Source organism: Mesorhizobium sp. WSM3873 (assembly GCF_001672445.1).
Taxonomy (GTDB): Bacteria; Pseudomonadota; Alphaproteobacteria; order Rhizobiales; family Rhizobiaceae; genus Mesorhizobium.
The window spans coordinates 1-17282 of the sequence record NZ_LYTM01000029.1 but is presented as its reverse complement, the minus strand read 5'-3'; the positions used below and the strand labels follow the sequence as shown (position 1 = coordinate 17282).

Here is a 17282-nt window from a genome sequence, read left to right as displayed (position 1 = left end):
GATACAATGCGGCAAGGACGTGCGCGCTGGCTGACGAGGCTGGCATTTTTAACGGGTGTGGCGCTGTCGGTGCTGCCTGCCCATGCCAAGGAAAACTCCCAACCGGTCCAGATCACGTCCTTTTCGGGCGCCTATCTTGCCGCCCATATTGCCGAAAGCGACAACGATCTCGACAATGCCATCGCCTATTACAAGCAGGCGCTGGCCTTTGCCCCCAATGACACCGAGCTGCAGCAGAGCCTCATGCTGGCGCTGGTCGCCCAGGGCCGCTTCGAGGAATCGCTGGTCTATGCCGACAAGCTCAAGGAAGTTCCCGATGTCGAGCGCTTCTCGCGTCTGGCGCTTGCCGTCGATTCCTTCCACAAGAAGGACTACGTCAAGGCTCAGTACTGGCTGAAGCTGTCGCTCGAATCCGATCTCGACCGGCTGCTCTCCGGCGTCATGGACGGTTGGGCCAAGGAAGGCGCGGGCGATGCCTCCGAGGCGATGGCTTCGATCGATAAGCTGAAGGGGCCGGACTGGTTCGGCCTGTTCAAGTCCTTCCATCGCGCCCTCATCGCCGACGCCGCCGGCCTTTCCCCCAAGGCCGATGAGATCTACGCCGCCACCCTGGCCGATACCGCCGCCGGCGGCTCCGCGCCCGAGACGTGGATGCGCAATGCCCAGGCCTATGCCTCGTTCCTCGCCCGCAAGGGCGACAAGACAAAGGCGATGGCGGTGCTGAACCAGGCCGAAGCCTTCGCGCCTGGCAAGCTCGAAATCACCACGCTGCGCGACAGGATCAGCAAGGGCGACAAGATCGAGCCCCTGGTCGCTACCCCGGCCGACGGGGCCTCGGAAATCCTGCTCGACCTCGCCACCGCGCTCAACCGTGGCGGCGGCGAGCCTTTCGTGAGGCTCTATCTGCAATATGCGCTGGCGCTGAAGCCGGACAGCGACGCCGCCCTCGTGCAGCTCGCCGCCGTCGCCGAGCAGCTGAAGGACGGCGAAGGCGCGATCGCGCTCTATCGGCGCATTCCGGCCTCCTCGCCATTGAAGGAGCTTTCTGAGCTGCAGCTTGGCCTGAACCTTGCCGACATCGACCGTCACGACGAAGCCATCGCGCATCTCAAGGGTTATGTCGATGCGCACCCGACCGACATGCGCGGCTACCTGGCGCTTGGCGGCGTCTACTCCTCGAAGGAGGACTACCGTTCGGCTGCCAATCTCTACGACAAGGCGGTCGAACAGCTGAAGACGCCGACCGCCGCCAACTGGAACATCTTCTACCAGCGCGGCATCGCCTATGAGCGGCTGAAGGAATGGCCGAAGGCCGAGCCCAATTTCCGCAAGGCTCTGGAGCTGCAGCCCGACCAGCCGCAGGTTCTGAACTATCTCGGCTATTCCTGGGTCGACATGAACATGAACCTCAAGGAAGGCCTGGCGATGATCCAGAAGGCCGTGGATCTCAGGCCAAGCGACGGCTACATCGTCGACTCGCTTGGCTGGGCCTATTACCGCCTCGGCCGCTTCGACGACGCCGTGCGCGAAATGGAGCGCGCCGTATCGCTGAAGCCCGAGGATCCGGTTCTCAATGACCATCTGGGCGACGCCTATTGGCGCGTCGGCCGCAAGCTGGAAGCGACCTTCCAGTGGACCCAGGCACGCGACCTGAAGCCGGACCCGGATGTGCTCGCCACCTTGCAGCAGAAGCTGCTGAAGGGCCTGCCGCCGATCGAGTCCAACACGGCGCAGGAAACGCCGAAGGTGAAACCGGTCCCGCCCGCGGCGCCGAAGGGCTGAGGCGCACAATTCTGCAGTTTGGCGGGGCCCTTTTGGGCCCCGCAACGTTTTCAAAACATCTTGCGGTAGACGACGAACCCCGAGCGCTCGCCGATCCTGTCATAGAGCTGCATGGCGGTGTGGTTGGTCTCATGCGTCAGCCAGTAGACGCGACCCGAGCCCGCGGCTTTGGCGCGCTCGTAAACGCCTTCGATCAGCGCCCGGCCGACGCCTTGGCCGCGCGCGGCTTGTGAGGTGAAGAGATCCTGCAGATAGCAGTTCGGCGCGATCGCCGTGGTCGAGCGGTGGTAGAGATAATGGACGAGGCCGAGAAGCTTGCCGTCGCGCTCGGCCACCAGAGCATGCACCGGCTCGTAAGCGTCGAAGAAGCGCGACCAGGTCATCTGGGTGATCTCGCCGGCAAGCGCGGTCTCGCCCGAGCGGCCGTAGAATTCGTTGTAGCCGTCCCAGAGCGGCAGCCACTGCTCGTAGTCCTGCTGGGTGACGGGGCGGACAGTGAGTTGACCAGGCATGGCGGGAACCTTTGTCGTTGCGGCTCACCGAAGCAAACGGCCCGCGTGGGCGGCCTTCAATGGGCCAGCCGCCGGCAAAGCGTTCAACCTCTCCTCGATGCGGCGCCGTGCCTTGACGCTTGCCGGCCCGGCAACTAGGGAAAGCCCACTCCCAGCGCTTTCCGAGGCCGCCGTGACCGTCGAGATCCCTGCCCACATGCATCCCAGCCGCTCCTTCCAGGGGCTGATCCTGACCTTGCACAACTACTGGGCAGCTTACGGCTGCGTCATCCTGCAGCCCTACGACATGGAAGTCGGCGCCGGCACCTTCCACCCCGCCACCACCTTGCGCGCGCTCGGCCCGTTGCGCTGGAACGCGGCCTACGTGCAGCCGTCGCGCCGGCCGAAGGACGGCCGCTACGGCGAGAACCCGAACCGGCTGCAGCATTACTATCAATATCAGGTGATCCTGAAGCCGAACCCGCCGAACCTGCAGGAACTCTATCTCGGCTCGCTGGAAGCCATCGGCGTGGATCCGCTGCTGCATGACATCCGCTTCGTCGAGGACGATTGGGAAAGCCCGACGCTGGGTGCCTGGGGCCTCGGCTGGGAGTGCTGGTGCGACGGCATGGAAGTGTCGCAGTTCACCTATTTCCAGCAGGTCTGCGGCATCGAATGCGCGCCGGTGGCCGGCGAGCTCACCTTTGGGCTCGAGCGTCTCGCCATGTATGTGCAGGGCGTCGACAATGTCTATGACTTGAACTTCAACGGCCGCGAAGGGCCTGAGAAGGTCACCTATGGCGACGTCTTCCTGCAGGCCGAGCAGGAATATTCGCGCCACAATTTCGAATTCGCCAACACCGCGATGCTGCTTCGGCATTTCGAGGACGCCGAAGCCGAGTGCAAAGCGCTGCTCGCCGCCGGCGCGCCGGCGTCGAACGACAATTCGTCGATGCACAGTCTGGTTTTCCCCGCCTATGACCAGTGCATCAAGGCCAGCCACGTCTTCAACCTGCTCGACGCGCGCGGCGTGATTTCCGTCACCGAGCGCCAAAGCTACATCCTGCGCGTGCGCAACCTTGCCAAGGCTTGCGGGGAGGCGTTCCTGCAGACGCGGGCGGGCGGCCTGGCGACTTAGCCCCAAGTCGCGCTGGCGATCTCGGCGGCGGCTGCCGTCGGCAACGTGATCTGGACTGTCGCGGCATCGATCGTCCGCAGTGCCTGTCGCACGCCCGGCATCGAGAATGTGCCATGCATCTGGGCGGCGAAGCAGGCGCTCAGCGCCAGGACCTGCAGGATTCTCGATGCCGTCTTCATGGTCGTTCAGCCAATAGTTCTCCGTCTGAGCGTTGGTCGCTTCAGCACTGCGTTTGGTTCATGGGGTGTCTGTTCTTATGACGGCTGGGCTCGCGTCGTCCCGACAAAGAACTGAAAATTTCCTGAAACAGCTCGAACTGCCGACCGGCAGGCAGGGTGACAGGCGCGAGCCGAGTTGCTATGCCGCGCCGGACCCTTCGCCAGCATGAGCTGACCCTATGCCTGACCTAGTCCTAGAACTCCGCTCGGAAGAAATCCCCGCGCGCATGCAGCGCAAGGCGGCTGGCGATCTTCGCAAGATGCTGACCGACGGCTTGGTCGAGGCGGGCCTGACCTATGAGGCGGCGCGCGAATACTGGACGCCGCGACGCCTGGCGCTGGACGTGCGCGGGCTGACGGCGCGCTCTAAGGACATTCTCGAGGAGATCAAGGGCCCCTCGACCACGGCGCCCGAGCAGGCGGTGCAGGGTTTTCTGCGCAAGGCCGGCCTTTCATCGATCGCCGAGGCGCATGTCCATTCGGATCCCAAGAAGGGCGACTTCTACGTCGCCCACATCTCCAAGCCGGGCAGGGCGGCGGAAGAGATCATCGCCGAGCTGGTGCCGGGCATCATCAAGAACTTTCCCTGGCCGAAATCGATGCGCTGGGGCGCGGCCTCGGCCAAGCCCGGCTCACTGCGCTGGGTGCGGCCGCTGCAATCGATCGTCTGCACCTTCGGCCCGGAGACCGAGGAGCCGGTGGTGGTCGACTTCGAGATCGACGGCATCCGCTCCGGCAACGTCACCTACGGCCACCGCTTCCACGCACCGGGCCCGATCACCGTGCGCCGCTTCGACGACTATGCGGCGAAGCTCGAAGCGGCCAAGGTCGTGCTTGATGCCGACCGGCGCAAGGAGATCATCCTGGCCGATGCCCGCAATGTCGCCTTCGCCAACGGCCTCGACCTCGTCGAGGACGAGGGCCTGCTGGAAGAGGTCTCCGGCCTAGTCGAATGGCCGGTCGTGCTGATGGGCGAGTTCGAGCAGGATTTTCTCACCATCCCGGCCGAGGTCATTCGCCTAACCATTCGCGCCAATCAGAAATGCTTCGTCACCCGGCCGCAGGGCGCGGGCGAAGATCTGTCGAACCGCTTCATCCTGGTTGCCAATATCGAGGCGAAGGACGGCGGCAAAGAGATCGCCTACGGCAATGGCAAGGTGGTGCGGGCGCGTCTCTCAGACGCCCTCTATTTCTGGAAGACCGACCAGGGCGATCTGCCCGACCTCGGCACGCTGCAAGAGTCGGCGGCGAAGTTCGAGCTGGATCTAAAGAAGCCGCTCGACCAGCGCATGGCGCGCCTTGACCATCTCAATGTGACCTTCCATGCCAAGCTTGGCACGCAGGGCGCCCGGGTCGAGCGCATCAAGCGCTTGGCCGAAGAATTGGCGCCGACGGTGGCGAAGTCGATCTCCCCCCTTGAGGGGGAGATGGCCGGCAGGCCAGAGGGGGTTGCTTCGGCTGGTGCGACGCATTCTGGCCTTTCGAAGAGGGAAGAGGTTGGCACTCCACGCGAGACGACCCCCTCTGTCGCCTCTGGCGACATCTCCCCCTCGAGGGGGGAGATTACCGCGCTCGTCGCCCGCGCCGCGGTGCTCGCCAAGGCCGACCTGCAGACCGAGGTGGTAGGCGAGTTCCCGGAATTGCAGGGCGCCATGGGCCGCAAATATGCGCTGCTCCAGGGTGAGCATCCGTCGGTGGCCGCGGCCGCCGAGGAGCACTACAAGCCGCAAGGCCCGTCCGACCGGGTGCCGACCGACCCGGTGTCGGTTGCTGTCGCGCTGGCCGACAAGCTCGATACGCTGACCGGCTTCTGGGCGATTGATGAAAAGCCGACAGGCAGCAAGGATCCGTTCGCGCTCAGAAGAGCTGCACTCGGCGTGGTCCGGATCCTGATCGAGAACCGCATTCGCCTCGGACTGACATCGGTCTTCGCCAAGGCCTTTGCGAGCTTCGCCGGCGACGTCGCACAAATTTCGGATCTCCTCGGCTTCTTCCATGACCGCCTCAAGGTATATCTCCGCGAAAGCGGTGCACGATACGATCTGATCGACGCCGTCATCACGCCGCAGTCCGACGACCTTCTGCAGATCGTTCGCCGCGTCGAGGCGCTGGGCAAGTTCCTCGACACGGAGGATGGCAAGAACCTCCTCGCCGGTACCAAGCGCGCCGCCAACATCCTGGCTGCCGAGGAGAAGAAGAAAACACGGGTCGCCGAGATAGTTGAGCCGGCGCTGTTCCGCGAAGATGCGGAAAAGAAGCTGTCGGCCGCGGTGAATCAGGCCGAGAAGGCAGCCGGCCAAGCGATTCAAAACGAAGATTTTTCCGCCGCCATGCTGACGCTTAGCGTTTTGCGTGAACCGGTTGATTCATTCTTTGAAGGGGTTCTCGTGAATGATGAGGATCAGGCCGTGCGCGCCAACCGCCTGGCCCTGCTTGCCCGCATCCGCGCCGCCACCGACCAGGTCGCCGATTTTTCAAAAATCGTCGGCTGACAGCCAGAATGCCGGTCGGAAGCTGAATGCTCCGTAAGGCGCGGGAGGCCGTCGCGCCTACATCGCCTTGCTGAAGCGCGGCGGCGTCGGGGCAGCTTCCGGTTGGACTTCCGGTTGGGTCTCGCCGTCAGACGCGGTTGCCGTCGTGGCGGGGTTGTTCTCGGAAGCTTTGGTATCGCCGTTGGCGGCAGCCTGAGCCGTGCCGTTGGGGGGCGTGGCCGCAGCCGTTCCGTTGGGAGGCGTGGCGGCGGGCGCGGTGCCGTTTGCCGGTGTCGCGGCCTCTTTGGCCGGGGCAGTCGCCGCGGGCGTCGCCGAGGCGCCGCCGACGATGCCGCCGCGAATGATCGTCGGCGTTTGCGCGTGCCTCTGTCCGGATTTCTCCGGGATCGCGGCTACTTTCTCATCGGTGACGGCTGGCACCGGCTCGCCGAGCGCCACAACTGACGGTGTAGCCTTGCCGGGCTCGATCGCGGCCAGCCTGACAATGGATGGCGTCGAGGTCGCCGCGCCGAGCACGACGATGGACGAAGCCTGTGCCAAGCCGCTCGTCGCCAGAAGACCGATAACGACCGCTCCTAGAGCAATTCCAGGAAAGCGACGTAACAGCTTTCCGTTCGCAATTGCATCGAAGCAAGACATACGCATCACGACAACTCTCCGCCCACCAACCGGAAATCCGCACCCTAGCGTCGGCGAATTGATGCCGGCTTGCGCGGAAACTTAACATTTTAGGGATTGATAAATCGCCAATGCGCGCCCTTGCCCCTGCTGCCATGCCGTATTACGGGACCGGCATGTTCAGGATCGGTGGTGAATTTGGCTGAGATACTTGGCGTCGGCGAGGCGATGGAAAGGGCGCTGGCGCTGCTCGAAGGCGGCGATGTTGTCGCCATCCCGACCGAGACCGTTTACGGACTGGCAGGTGACGCCACGAATGGGGCTGCCGTGGCGCGTATCTTCGAGGCCAAGGGTCGCCCGCGCTTCAACCCGCTGATCGCCCACGTCGCCGACCTCGCCATGGCAAACCGCATTGCTACATTCGATCTATTGTCAACAAAGCTGGCGGAAGCTTTCTGGCCCGGTCCGCTGACGCTGGTGTTGCCGCAGGGCGCGGAAAACGGCATCCATCCGCTCGTCACAGCCGGGCTTGACACGATCGCGCTGCGCATGCCGAGAGGCTTCGGCGGCGAGCTGATCGCGAGATTGGGCCGGCCGCTCGCGGCGCCCAGCGCCAATTCCTCCGGCAGGATCAGCGCCACGACGGCCGAGGCCGTGGCGGCTGATCTCGGCGAGAAGATCAAGCTGGTGGTCGACGGCGGCGCGACGCCCGTCGGCCTGGAATCGACGATCGTCAAGATCGAAGACGGCAAGCTGCGTCTGCTACGACCCGGCGGCATTGCTGCCCGGGACATTGAAGCGGTCGCCGACGTTGAGGTGATCCGCGGCGCTGCCGGAATCCAGGCGCCCGGCATGCTCGCCTCGCATTACGCGCCGGGCGCATCGATGCGGCTCAATGTCGGCAAGCTCGCCAGCGGCGAGGCGCTGCTCGCCTTCGGCCGCGCTCGCGCTGAAGGCTGGCGGGATGCCGTGGCGCTGCGCAATCTTTCCGAGGCGGGCGATCTGCGGGAGGCCGCCGCCAATCTTTTCGCCTATATGCAGGCGCTCGACCGCAGCGGCGCGGCCACGATCGCCGTCGAGCCGATCCCGGCCGACGGCTTGGGCGAGGCGATCAACGACCGGCTCGCGCGCGCCGCTGCCCCGCGCGACAAGATCGACTGACCTATCTCTTTGTTTTGACGCAATTCCGGACGGAAAACCGCTTCACACTTTTCCTGGAATTGCTCTAGGTTTGGGCGCATGAATGACCAGCCCTTCGACCTCGATCCTGCCCTCATCGAGCGCTTCGCTGCCATTGTCGGCGACAGATACGCGCTGCGCGATCAGGCTGACATCGCGCCCTACATCATCGAGCGGCGCGGCCTCTGGCATGGCCGGACACCGCTGGTGCTGAGGCCGGGCAGCGTCGAGGAAGTGAGCCGCATCATGCGGCTCGCGACCGAGACCGGAACGCCGGTCGTGCCGCAGAGCGGCAACACCGGGCTGGTCGGCGCCCAAGTGCCGGACAAGTCCGGCCGCGACATCGTGCTCTCGCTGTCGCGGCTGAACCGCATCCGCGAGATCGATGTCCTGTCGAACACCATCACCGCCGAGGCCGGCGTCATCCTGCAGACGCTGCAGGAAGCGGCGGACGCCGCCGACCGGCTGTTCCCGCTGTCGCTTGCAGCCCAAGGCTCCTGCCAGATCGGCGGCAATCTTTCTTCCAATGCCGGTGGCACCGGCGTGCTTGCCTATGGCAATGCGCGCGAGCTTTGCCTCGGCGTCGAAGTGGTGCTGCCGACCGGCGACGTGTTCGACGATCTGCGCAAGCTGAAGAAGGACAACACCGGCTACGATCTGAAAAACCTCTTCGTCGGCGCCGAGGGCACACTCGGCGTCATCACCGCCGCGGTGCTGAAGCTCTTTCCGAAGCCGAAGGGCAGGGAGGTTGCCTTCGCCGGGCTGTCGTCGCCCAAGGCAGCGCTCTCGCTGTTCACCTTGGCGATGGATCGCGCCGGTGCTTCGCTCACGGCTTTCGAGCTGATCGCCAAACGGCCTTACGACTTCACGCTGAAGCACGGGCAAGGCATCACCCGACCGCTGGCGGATGACTGGCCGTGGTATGCCCTGATGCAGGTCTCTTCAGGTCGCTCGGAAGAAGATGGCAGGGCGCTCATCGAGGAGATCCTGTCGGCCGGGCTCGAGCAGGGCATCGTCGGCGATGCGGTGGTCGCCGCAAGCCTTGCCCAGGGCGATGCCTTCTGGAACTTCCGCGAGACGTTGCCCGAATGCCAGAAGCCGGAGGGCGCCTCGATCAAGCACGACATCTCGGTGCCGATCGCCGCGATCCCCGAATTCATCGACACAGCGGCTGGCGTGGTCCAGACTGTCTGTCCCGGCGCCCGGGTCGTCTGCTTCGGCCACATGGGCGACGGCAATCTTCACTACAACATCTCTCGCCCGCTGGATTGGCAGGACGAGCCGTTCCTTGAGCTCTACCACCCGATGAACAAAGCCGTGCACGATGTCGTGCGCTCTTTCCACGGCTCGATCTCGGCCGAGCACGGCATCGGCCAATTGAAGCGCGACGAGCTGATCGCCACGGCGCCGCCAATGGCGATCGATCTGATGCGCCGGGTGAAGGCGGCCTTCGACCCGGCCGGCATCATGAATCCCGGTAAGGTTATCTAATTCTTCCAACATCTTGTGGCTGGTCGCATTCCGATAACCATCGGCTCCGATCAGCAAAATTTAACTGACTTTCTTAAGCGCGGCGGTAAGAAGCGAGCGCTAATGTTTCCCGCATAACGAGGCCGGAAAAACCGGCCCGGAGAGAACCGGAAAACGGCCCTCAGGAGAAACAGGAAGGCATTCGATGAACACTGGACTGAAGCCAGTCTGGGCGGGGCGCAACATGCGTCTCGACCCGTTTCGCCTGCCGCAGATGGTAAGCTATGCCACGCGCGACGACTATGGCGATGTAACCTTCACCATCGACCAGCGCGGCGCCGTTATCCGCCGCACGCTGGAGATGAGCGGCGTGCCGGCGATCATCGCGCTGCCCACCAATGCCTTCCGTGGTGTCGCCGCCCGCGCCATGGAGGATCCGGACGGCAATGTCACCGTGACCTTGGAACTTTTGCACAATGATCCGATGCTGTCGGTGCCGCTTTTGGTCGCCGACGATCTCGACGACGTCGCCGCCGATTGGCGCGCCTGGGCCGACGCCTATCGCCTGCCGATGCTTCTGATCGAGGCCGACGGCGTCGCCCGCACGCTGGAGGAATCGCTCGGCGCCGCCATCAAGGCCCTGCCGCCGCAGGACCGCCGCAAGGGCCGTGTCTCCAACATGCGCCGCCCGCGCTTCCTCGCCCGCCGCAGGACCGGCAATCTCGGCCTGCGTCTCGTCGTCGGCGGTGAGGAGATTATCGCGCGCGAATAGCCGCGATCCTTCCCTTCCCCCTGTGGGAGAAGGTGTCGCCGAAGGCGATGGATGAGGGGTTTTCCAGGGAACGCCGAGCTCTCACTCCGCTGGAACACCGTCAACCGTCTCGGCCCTGCGCGCCGAGCCACCTTCTCCCACGACAAAGGGAGAAGGAGAGGCGCTACACCAGCGGCTTCAGCACCACCCAAAACGCCCCGCCGATCAGCCCCAGAAAGATCAGCCAGCCGACCTGGTTGTTCGACTTGAACAGCTTCAGGCACTGATCGGGATCGTTGATGTCGAGCCGGATGATCTGGCGCGCCATATGCGCGCCGGCGGCGATCAGCCCGGCCAGCGCCGGCATCGGCACTTGAGCCGAGGCAAAGGCGATGGCGAAGCAGGCGAGCGTGCCGCCATAGAGCCCGGTGAGCCAGGTCTTGGTGTTGTCGCCGAAAAGCCGTGCCGTGGAGCGCACGCCGACGATGGCGTCGTCTTCCTTGTCCTGATGCGCGTAGATCGTGTCGTAGCCGATCACCCACAGGATCGAGCCGATATAAAGCATGATGGCGGGGCCATCGAGATCGCCGAACTCGACCGCCCAGCCCATCAGCGCGCCCCAGGAGAAGGCGAGCCCGAGCACCAATTGCGGCCAGTTGGTGATGCGCTTCATGAACGGGTAGATCGCGACAATCGCCAGCGAGGCGATGCCGAGCGGAATGGCGAAGCTGTTGAACTGCAAAAGCACTCCGAGCCCGACCAGCGCCTGGATGATCAGAAACGCCCAGGCTTGGCGGCGCGTCACCTTGCCGGCCGGCAGCGGCCGCGAGCGGGTGCGCTCGACCTGGTTGTCGATGTCTTCGTCGACGATGTCGTTGTAGGTGCAGCCGGCGCCGCGCATGGCGACGGCGCCGATGAAAAACAGGAACAGGTACCAGGGCGCGGGCAACAGCGTCAGCAGCGGATCCGTCGGCCGCGGATAGGCGCTGGCCGCAAGAGCCGCCGACCACCAGCAGGGCCACAAGAGCAGCTGCCAGCCGATCGGCCGGTCCCAGCGCGCAAGCTGCGCATAGGGCCACAGCCAGCGCGGCAGCACCCGGTAAACCCAATGGCCGCTCGGCGCGTCCGCGACGCGGCCCTGGGCTGCTTTCGACTGGATGGTTTCCATCGTGCTGGAGTGGCAGCAGCGATGGGCGCCGTCAAGCAGCCGCGTTGTCGCTCAGGCAGTGAAAACATCGTGACTGGCGAACCATGCTTTCGCTGTCTCGATGAAGGCGAGTGCCGCCTTCGATAGGCGCAGGCGCGCGTCGTGGGCGAGAACAATGCGCTGCATGGGAAGCACATCAAGCCCGGCCAGAAGTTGCGCGAGGACTGGTTCCCCATCGTTTTCCGGAGCTGAGTCGACTTTGGATTGGGCCGGGCGGGATCGGTTCCCTAGCCGGCAAATTGCCTCATTGCGTCTTGATGTGGGCAATCTTCCCGTGTGCAATCGCCCCCAAAACGCCAACACGCCTTGACCCGTCGCCCTTGGACCAATAGCGGGTTCGGGGAGACGATCAGCAAGAGGTGGCCATGAACGTTCTTCTTCTCGGCTCCGGCGGCCGCGAACATGCGCTTGCCTGGAAGATCGCCGCGTCGCCGCTGCTGACGAAGCTCTATGCTTCGCCCGGCAATCCCGGCATCGGCCGTTTCGCCGAACTGGTCAAGCTGGACATCGCCGACCACTCCACTGTGGCCGCCTTCTGCCAGGAGAAGAAGATCGACCTCGTCGTCGTCGGTCCGGAAGGGCCGCTGGTGGCTGGCATTGCCGATGATTTGCGCGCCTGGGGCATCCGCGTCTTCGGCCCCTCCAAGGCGGCGGCGCGGCTCGAAGGCTCGAAGGGCTTTACCAAGGATCTTTGCGCCAAGTTCAACATCCCGACCGCAGCCTATGGCCGCTTCGCCGATCTCGCGGCGGCCAAAGCCTATGTCGAAAAGGTGGGTGCGCCGATCGTCATCAAGGCTGACGGGCTTGCCGCCGGCAAGGGCGTCACCATCGCCATGACGCTGGAGGAGGCGCTTGCCGCGCTCGACGCCTGTTTCGACGGCGCTTTTGGCTCCGCCGGCGCCGAGGTCGTCGTCGAGGAATATCTGACCGGCGAGGAAGCGAGCTTCTTCTGCCTATGCGACGGCGCCACCGCGCTGCCCTTCGGCACCGCGCAGGACCATAAGCGCGTCGGCGACGGCGATACCGGTCCGAACACCGGCGGCATGGGCGCCTATTCGCCGGCGCCGGTGATGACGCCCGAGATGACCGCGCGCACCATGCGCGAGATCATCGAGCCGACGATGCGCGGCATGGCCAATCTCGGCGCGCCTTTCGCCGGCATCCTCTTCGCCGGTTTGATGATCACCGACCAAGGCCCCAAGCTGATCGAGTACAACACCCGCTTCGGCGATCCCGAATGCCAGGTGCTGATGATGCGGCTGAAGGACGACCTGCTCGTCCTGCTCAACGCCGCCGTCGACGGCCAGCTCGCGCATATGTCTGCGCGCTGGAGCGACGAGGCGGCACTGACCGTGGTGATGGCGGCGAGGGGCTATCCCGGCACGCCGGAAAAGGGCTCGGTGATCCGCGGTCTCGACGAGGCCGCCAGCGACGGCGCCGAAATCTTCCACGCGGGCACTGCCATCAACGGCGGCGCGCTCGTCGCCAATGGCGGCCGCGTGCTCAACGTCACGGCAACCGGCACCACCGTCGGGGAAGCACAAAAAAAGGCCTACGCGGCGATCGATCGTATCGACTGGCCGCAGGGTTTCTTCCGCCACGACATCGGCTGGCGCGCCGTCGAGCGCGAGCAGACCGGCAAATAGGACATCTCACCGTTTCACGGAAACGGCGAAATCTCCCGTCTATTTGTTTTGACGCAGTTTCCGACGAAAACCGCTTCACACTTTTTCTGAAATTGCTCTAATCAGGCAGCCTTGCTTTTGCCCGGTCGCGCCCAGGCCGGCAACCAGTCGCCATGCGCTGCAAGCAGGTCGTCGACCAGCGACCAGATCTGATCGAGATCGAGCTCGGCCGCCGTGTGCGGGTCCATCATCGCCGCGTGGTAGATGTGCTCGCGGCTCTCGCTCATCAGCGCCCGCACCGTCAGTTCCTGAACGTTGATGTTGGTGCGGATCAGCGCCGTCAGCTGCGGCGGCAGCTCGCCGATATAGGTCGGCTGGATGCCGGAAGCATCGACCAGGCACGGCACTTCCGCCGCACAATCGAAAGGCAGCGAGGTGATGCAGCCATTGTTGCGGACATTGCCGTAGATCACCGAGGGCTCGCCGGTCCACACCGAGTTCATGATCGACGAGGCGTATTCCTTCGACTGCGTCACCTCGATCCGGTCGGCCGAGCGGTAGGCCTCCGCCTGGCCCTTCCAGCGCTCGATCTGCTCGATGCACCGCTTCGGATATTCGTCAAGCGGGATGCCGTATTTCTCGATCAGATCGGGGCGGCCTTCCTTGATGAAATAGGGCGTGTATTCGGCGAAATGCTCCGAGCTTTCGGTGACGAAATAGCCGAGCCGGGTCAGCATCTCGTAGCGCACCTTGTTGGGGCAGCGCGGGTTCCAGCCGGGCTTCGGCGCGCGGCCCTCGCGATAGGCGCGGACAAGGTCGGGATAGAGGTCGCGATAGGAGCCGTCCGGCTGGCGATGCTCGAACTTGAGGTAAAAGGCCATGTGGTTGATGCCAGCTGCGCGGTAGCGGATCTCCTCATAGGGAAGGTCGAGATCGTGCGCCAGCTCCATCGCCGTGCCCTGCACGGAATGGCAGAGCCCAACCTGCTTGATCTGGGGGAATTTCGCGGCGATCGCCCAGGTGTTGATCGCCATTGGGTTGACGTATTGCAGCATGATCGCGTCGGGGCAGACGGCGAGCATGTCCTCGCAGATCCTCCACAGATGCGGCACCGTCCTCAGGCCGCGCATGATGCCGCCGACGCCGAGCGTGTCGGCGATCGTCTGGCGCAGGCCATATTTCTTCGGCACCTCGAAGTCGGTGACGGTGCAGGGCTCGTAACCGCCGATCTGGAAGGCGACGACGACGAAATCGGCGCCGGACAGCGCCTTGCGTTGGTCGGAATAGGTCTCAGCCTTCGCCTTCACGCCGAGGGTCGCGATCAGCTTGTTGACGACGACCGCGCTCTCTTCCAGCCGCTGCGGGTTGATGTCCATTAAAGCGATCGTCGCGCCCGACAGCGCCGGGCGCTGCAGCACGTCGCCGACAATGTTCTTCATGAACACCGTCGAGCCGGCGCCGATGAAGGTGATCCTGGGATTTCTTGCCACTGTGAGCCTCCGGAATATGGTCACGCCACGTCGAAAGCGGCCCGGACGAGCCGTTCGGTGTAGGCGGTCTTGGGACTGGTGAGGACCTCGTCTACGGGCCCCTGTTCGACGATCTTGCCGTGCTGCATGACGATCACGCGGTGGCAGAGCGCCCGCACCACCTTGAGATCGTGCGAGATGAAGAGATAGCTCAAGCCGCGCTCGTCCTGCAGCCTGCGCAGCAGGTCGATGATTTGCGCCTGCACGGAAAGATCGAGCGCCGATGTCGGCTCGTCGAGCAGGATGAACTCGGGCTCCAGCGCGATGGCCCGCGCGATCGCGATACGCTGCCGCTGGCCGCCCGAAAATTCGTGCGGGAACCGTGACAGGATATCGCCGGGCATGCCGGCGCTGACCAGCGCCTCACGCACCCGCTCGATCCGCTCGCGCCGTGTGGCCCCGATCCTGTTGACGACCAGCCCTTCCTCGATGATCTGGCCGATCGTCATGCGCGGGTTGAGCGAGGAGAACGGATCCTGGAAGACGATCTGCATGCGCGAGCGCAGCGGCCGCATCTCGGCGCGCGTGAGATCCTGGATCGGCTGGCCATCGAAACGGATCTCGCCGCGCCTCGCGTCGAGCAGCCGAAGCAGCGCCTGGCCGAAAGTGGTCTTGCCGGAACCGGATTCGCCGACCAGGCCCAGCGTCTCGTGACGGCAAAGTTTGAGGTCGAGATCGTCGACCGCGACCAGCTCGCGCCAGTCCGGCTTCAGGAACGTGCCGTGCCGCAGCGTGAAACAGACGCGCACGCCGTTCGCCTCGAGGATCGTGCTGGACTTTTCGGGCAGCGGCTTCGGCCGGCCGTGTGGTTCCGATGCGAGCAGCCGCTTTGTGTAGGGATGCTGCGGATCGGCGAAGAGCCGCTCGGTGACGTTATGCTCGCGCATCTCGCCATGCTGCATGACATAGACATAGTCGGAGAACTTGCGCACCACGGTGAGATCGTGCGTGATCAGAACCACCGCCATCCGCATTTCTTTCTGCAGATTGCGGATCAGGTTGAGGATCTGCGCCTGGACGGTGACGTCGAGCGCGGTGGTCGGCTCGTCGGCGATCAGTACATCGGGCTCGTTGGCCAAAGCCATGGCGATCATGACGCGCTGCCGCTGGCCGCCGGAGAGCTGGTGCGGATACTGCTTGAGGCGTGCTTCGGGTTCGGGAATCTGGACATGGCGCAAAAGCTCGAGCGCTCGCGCCCAGGCCTCTTTGCGGCTCACCTTGCGGTGCACCCGGATCGCTTCGACGATCTGGCTGCCGACCGAATAGATCGGGTTGAGCGAGCTCATCGGCTCCTGGAAGATCATCGAGATGCGGTTGCCGCGCAGCTTGCGCCGGGCGCTCTCGGCGAATTTCAGGATGTTTTGCCCGAGATAGTCGACGCTTGACCTCGGCGATACGGTCGCCCGCCGCGACAAAAGCCCCATGACGGTGCGCGCGGTCACCGATTTGCCGGAACCGGATTCGCCGACGATCGCGATCGTCTCGCCGCGATAGAGCTGGAACGAGACGTCCTTAACCGCCTCGACGACGCCGTGCTCGACCTTGAAGGCGACTTCGATGTTGCGGGCGTCGATGACCGGCTGGTCGTGGCGTCCGTCATGGTCGAGCCGGACGGCGGGTGCGAAGGATTGGGCAAGCGCGATCGTCGTCATTCCTGCCACCTCAATAGGGATCGACGGCATCGCGCAGGCCGTCGCCCAGCGCGTTGAAGGCAAAAACGGTGACCAGCACGAAGCCGACCGGCGACAGGATCCAGGGATAGGTGCCGATGACCGAATAGGTCGCGGTGTCCTGCAGCATCAGGCCCCACGAGATCAGCGGCGGCTTCACCGCGAAGCCGAGGAAGCCGAGGAAGGATTCCAGAAGCACCACCGTCGGGATCGCCAGCGTCACGGCGACGATCACGTGGCTCATCACATTGGGAAAGATGTGCTGGATGATGATCCGCCGATCGGTGGCGCCCACCGCCATGGCCGCGCGCACATAGTCGATGCGCGCCAGCGCCAGCGTCTTGCCGCGTACTTCGCGCGACATCTGCGCCCAGCCAAGCGCCGACATGACGATGATAACGAAGGCGAGAAAGACATTGGTCGGCGCGGTGACCGGGATCAGCGTCGTCAGCGCCAGGTAAAGCGGCAGTTGCGGGAAGGCGAGCACCAGTTCGACGAAGCGCTGCATCCAGACATCGAACCGGCCGCCGAAATAGCCGGACACCATGCCGACACTGGTGCCGATCACGGTGATTATGAAGACCACCGTCAGCGCGATCATCAGTGAGACGCGCGAACCATGGATGGCGCGCGAAAGCACATCACGGCCGAACTTGTCGGTGCCGAGGAAATGCACCGGCTGGCCGTCCATCGAGCCGAAGAAATGCCGGTTCGCCGGGATGAGGCCGAAGAGTTTGTAGGGCGCGCCCTCGACGAAGAAGCCGAGCAGTCGTGGATGATCGTAATCGGGGCCGACGATCGGCTGGAAGGTCACCGGGTCGAGGTCGGTCGATTCGGCCAGCGCGTAAATTCTTGGCCGCGCGACGAAGTTGCCGTCCTTGTCGTGAAAGCTAGCCATCTGCGGCGGCGCGAAGGCGATATCGGTCGCTTTCGGGTCAAGAGGCGCGAGGAATTCCGCGAACAGGGTCATGAGAAGCAGCAGCACGACCAGGCATAGCCCGGCCATGCCGGTCCAGGAGCGCTTCAGCCGGCGCCAGACAAGCGCGATGTAGCTCTCGTTGCCATGCGCGGCCGGAATCGCGGCTCCTTCGGCGGGTGGCGGGGGTGAGGGA

At 64.4% G+C, this 17282-nt stretch carries 14 protein-coding genes; 7 read left to right on the top strand and 7 right to left on the bottom strand.

Annotation, left to right across the window (positions count from 1 at the left end; all coding sequences use genetic code 11):
• The first annotated feature begins 6 nt into the window (after positions 1 to 6).
• Positions 7 to 1782 carry a tetratricopeptide repeat protein gene (locus A9K71_RS18725; RefSeq protein WP_066998997.1) on the top strand — a complete coding sequence of 592 codons (1776 nt, stop codon included), beginning with the start codon at positions 7 to 9 and terminating at the stop codon, positions 1780 to 1782.
• Between the two features lie 50 nt (positions 1783 to 1832).
• Here the strand turns inward: A9K71_RS18725 and A9K71_RS18720 are convergent, their stop codons facing one another.
• Entirely contained in the window at positions 1833 to 2294 is a 462-nt protein-coding gene (locus tag A9K71_RS18720; RefSeq protein ID WP_066998995.1) for a GNAT family N-acetyltransferase, read from the bottom strand.
• 172 nt (positions 2295 to 2466) lie between these two features.
• Here A9K71_RS18720 and A9K71_RS18715 point away from each other — a divergent pair, with 172 nt between their 5' ends.
• A complete protein-coding gene (locus tag A9K71_RS18715) occupies positions 2467 to 3411 on the top strand; it encodes a glycine--tRNA ligase subunit alpha (protein WP_082980591.1) in 945 nt (314 codons plus the stop codon).
• Here A9K71_RS18715 and A9K71_RS18710 read toward each other — a convergent pair.
• Positions 3408 to 3590: a hypothetical protein gene (locus A9K71_RS18710; RefSeq protein WP_066998989.1), complete on the bottom strand. Its 183-nt coding sequence runs from the start codon at positions 3588 to 3590 to the stop codon at positions 3408 to 3410. The genes A9K71_RS18715 and A9K71_RS18710 overlap by 4 nt on opposite strands.
• 218 nt (positions 3591 to 3808) lie before the next feature.
• On the opposite strand from A9K71_RS18710, the gene glyS reads away from it, so the two are divergent.
• Positions 3809 to 6121, top strand: coding sequence for a glycine--tRNA ligase subunit beta (glyS, locus tag A9K71_RS30620; RefSeq protein WP_082980589.1), 2313 nt, complete (start codon positions 3809 to 3811; stop codon positions 6119 to 6121).
• Positions 6122 to 6178: 57 nt separating this feature from the next.
• Here the strand turns inward: glyS and A9K71_RS18695 are convergent, their stop codons facing one another.
• Positions 6179 to 6661: a hypothetical protein gene (locus tag A9K71_RS18695; RefSeq protein WP_066998986.1), complete on the bottom strand. Its 483-nt coding sequence runs from the start codon at positions 6659 to 6661 to the stop codon at positions 6179 to 6181.
• Positions 6662 to 6937: 276 nt separating this feature from the next.
• On the opposite strand from A9K71_RS18695, the gene A9K71_RS18690 reads away from it, so the two are divergent.
• From A9K71_RS18690 to A9K71_RS18680, 3 genes are all read left to right on the top strand, one after another.
• Entirely contained in the window at positions 6938 to 7900 is a 963-nt protein-coding gene (locus tag A9K71_RS18690; RefSeq protein WP_066999076.1) for an L-threonylcarbamoyladenylate synthase, read from the top strand.
• Positions 7901 to 7978: 78 nt separating this feature from the next.
• The gene (locus A9K71_RS18685; RefSeq protein ID WP_066998984.1) at positions 7979 to 9409 is read left to right on the top strand and encodes an FAD-binding oxidoreductase; all 1431 of its coding nucleotides are present in this window, start codon (positions 7979 to 7981) and stop codon (positions 9407 to 9409) included.
• 184 nt (positions 9410 to 9593) lie between these two features.
• Positions 9594 to 10160 carry a DUF6101 family protein gene (locus A9K71_RS18680; protein WP_066998980.1) on the top strand — a complete coding sequence of 189 codons (567 nt, stop codon included), beginning with the start codon at positions 9594 to 9596 and terminating at the stop codon, positions 10158 to 10160.
• 163 nt (positions 10161 to 10323) lie between these two features.
• On the opposite strand, the gene ubiA is transcribed toward A9K71_RS18680, so the two are convergent.
• Entirely contained in the window at positions 10324 to 11307 is a 984-nt protein-coding gene (gene ubiA, locus A9K71_RS18675; protein WP_066998977.1) for a 4-hydroxybenzoate octaprenyltransferase, read from the bottom strand.
• 404 nt (positions 11308 to 11711) lie between these two features.
• Between ubiA and purD the strand changes: the two genes are divergently transcribed.
• Positions 11712 to 12992, top strand: coding sequence for a phosphoribosylamine--glycine ligase (purD, locus tag A9K71_RS18670; RefSeq protein ID WP_066998973.1), 1281 nt, complete (start codon positions 11712 to 11714; stop codon positions 12990 to 12992).
• 101 nt (positions 12993 to 13093) lie between these two features.
• On the opposite strand, the gene A9K71_RS18665 is transcribed toward purD, so the two are convergent.
• The 3 genes from A9K71_RS18665 to A9K71_RS18655 are packed head-to-tail and all read right to left on the bottom strand — an operon-like array spanning position 13094 to position 17248.
• The gene (locus A9K71_RS18665) at positions 13094 to 14461 is read right to left on the bottom strand and encodes an alpha-glucosidase/alpha-galactosidase (RefSeq protein WP_066998970.1); all 1368 of its coding nucleotides are present in this window, start codon (positions 14459 to 14461) and stop codon (positions 13094 to 13096) included.
• Positions 14462 to 14481: 20 nt separating this feature from the next.
• Complete coding sequence (locus A9K71_RS18660) at positions 14482 to 16152, bottom strand: ABC transporter ATP-binding protein (RefSeq protein WP_066998967.1); 1671 nt, start codon at positions 16150 to 16152, stop codon at positions 14482 to 14484.
• A gap of 10 nt (positions 16153 to 16162) precedes the next feature.
• On the bottom strand, positions 16163 to 17248 hold the full coding sequence (locus tag A9K71_RS18655) for an ABC transporter permease (protein ID WP_066999072.1): 1086 nt from the start codon (positions 17246 to 17248) through the stop codon (positions 16163 to 16165).
• Positions 17249 to 17282 lie beyond the last annotated feature (34 nt).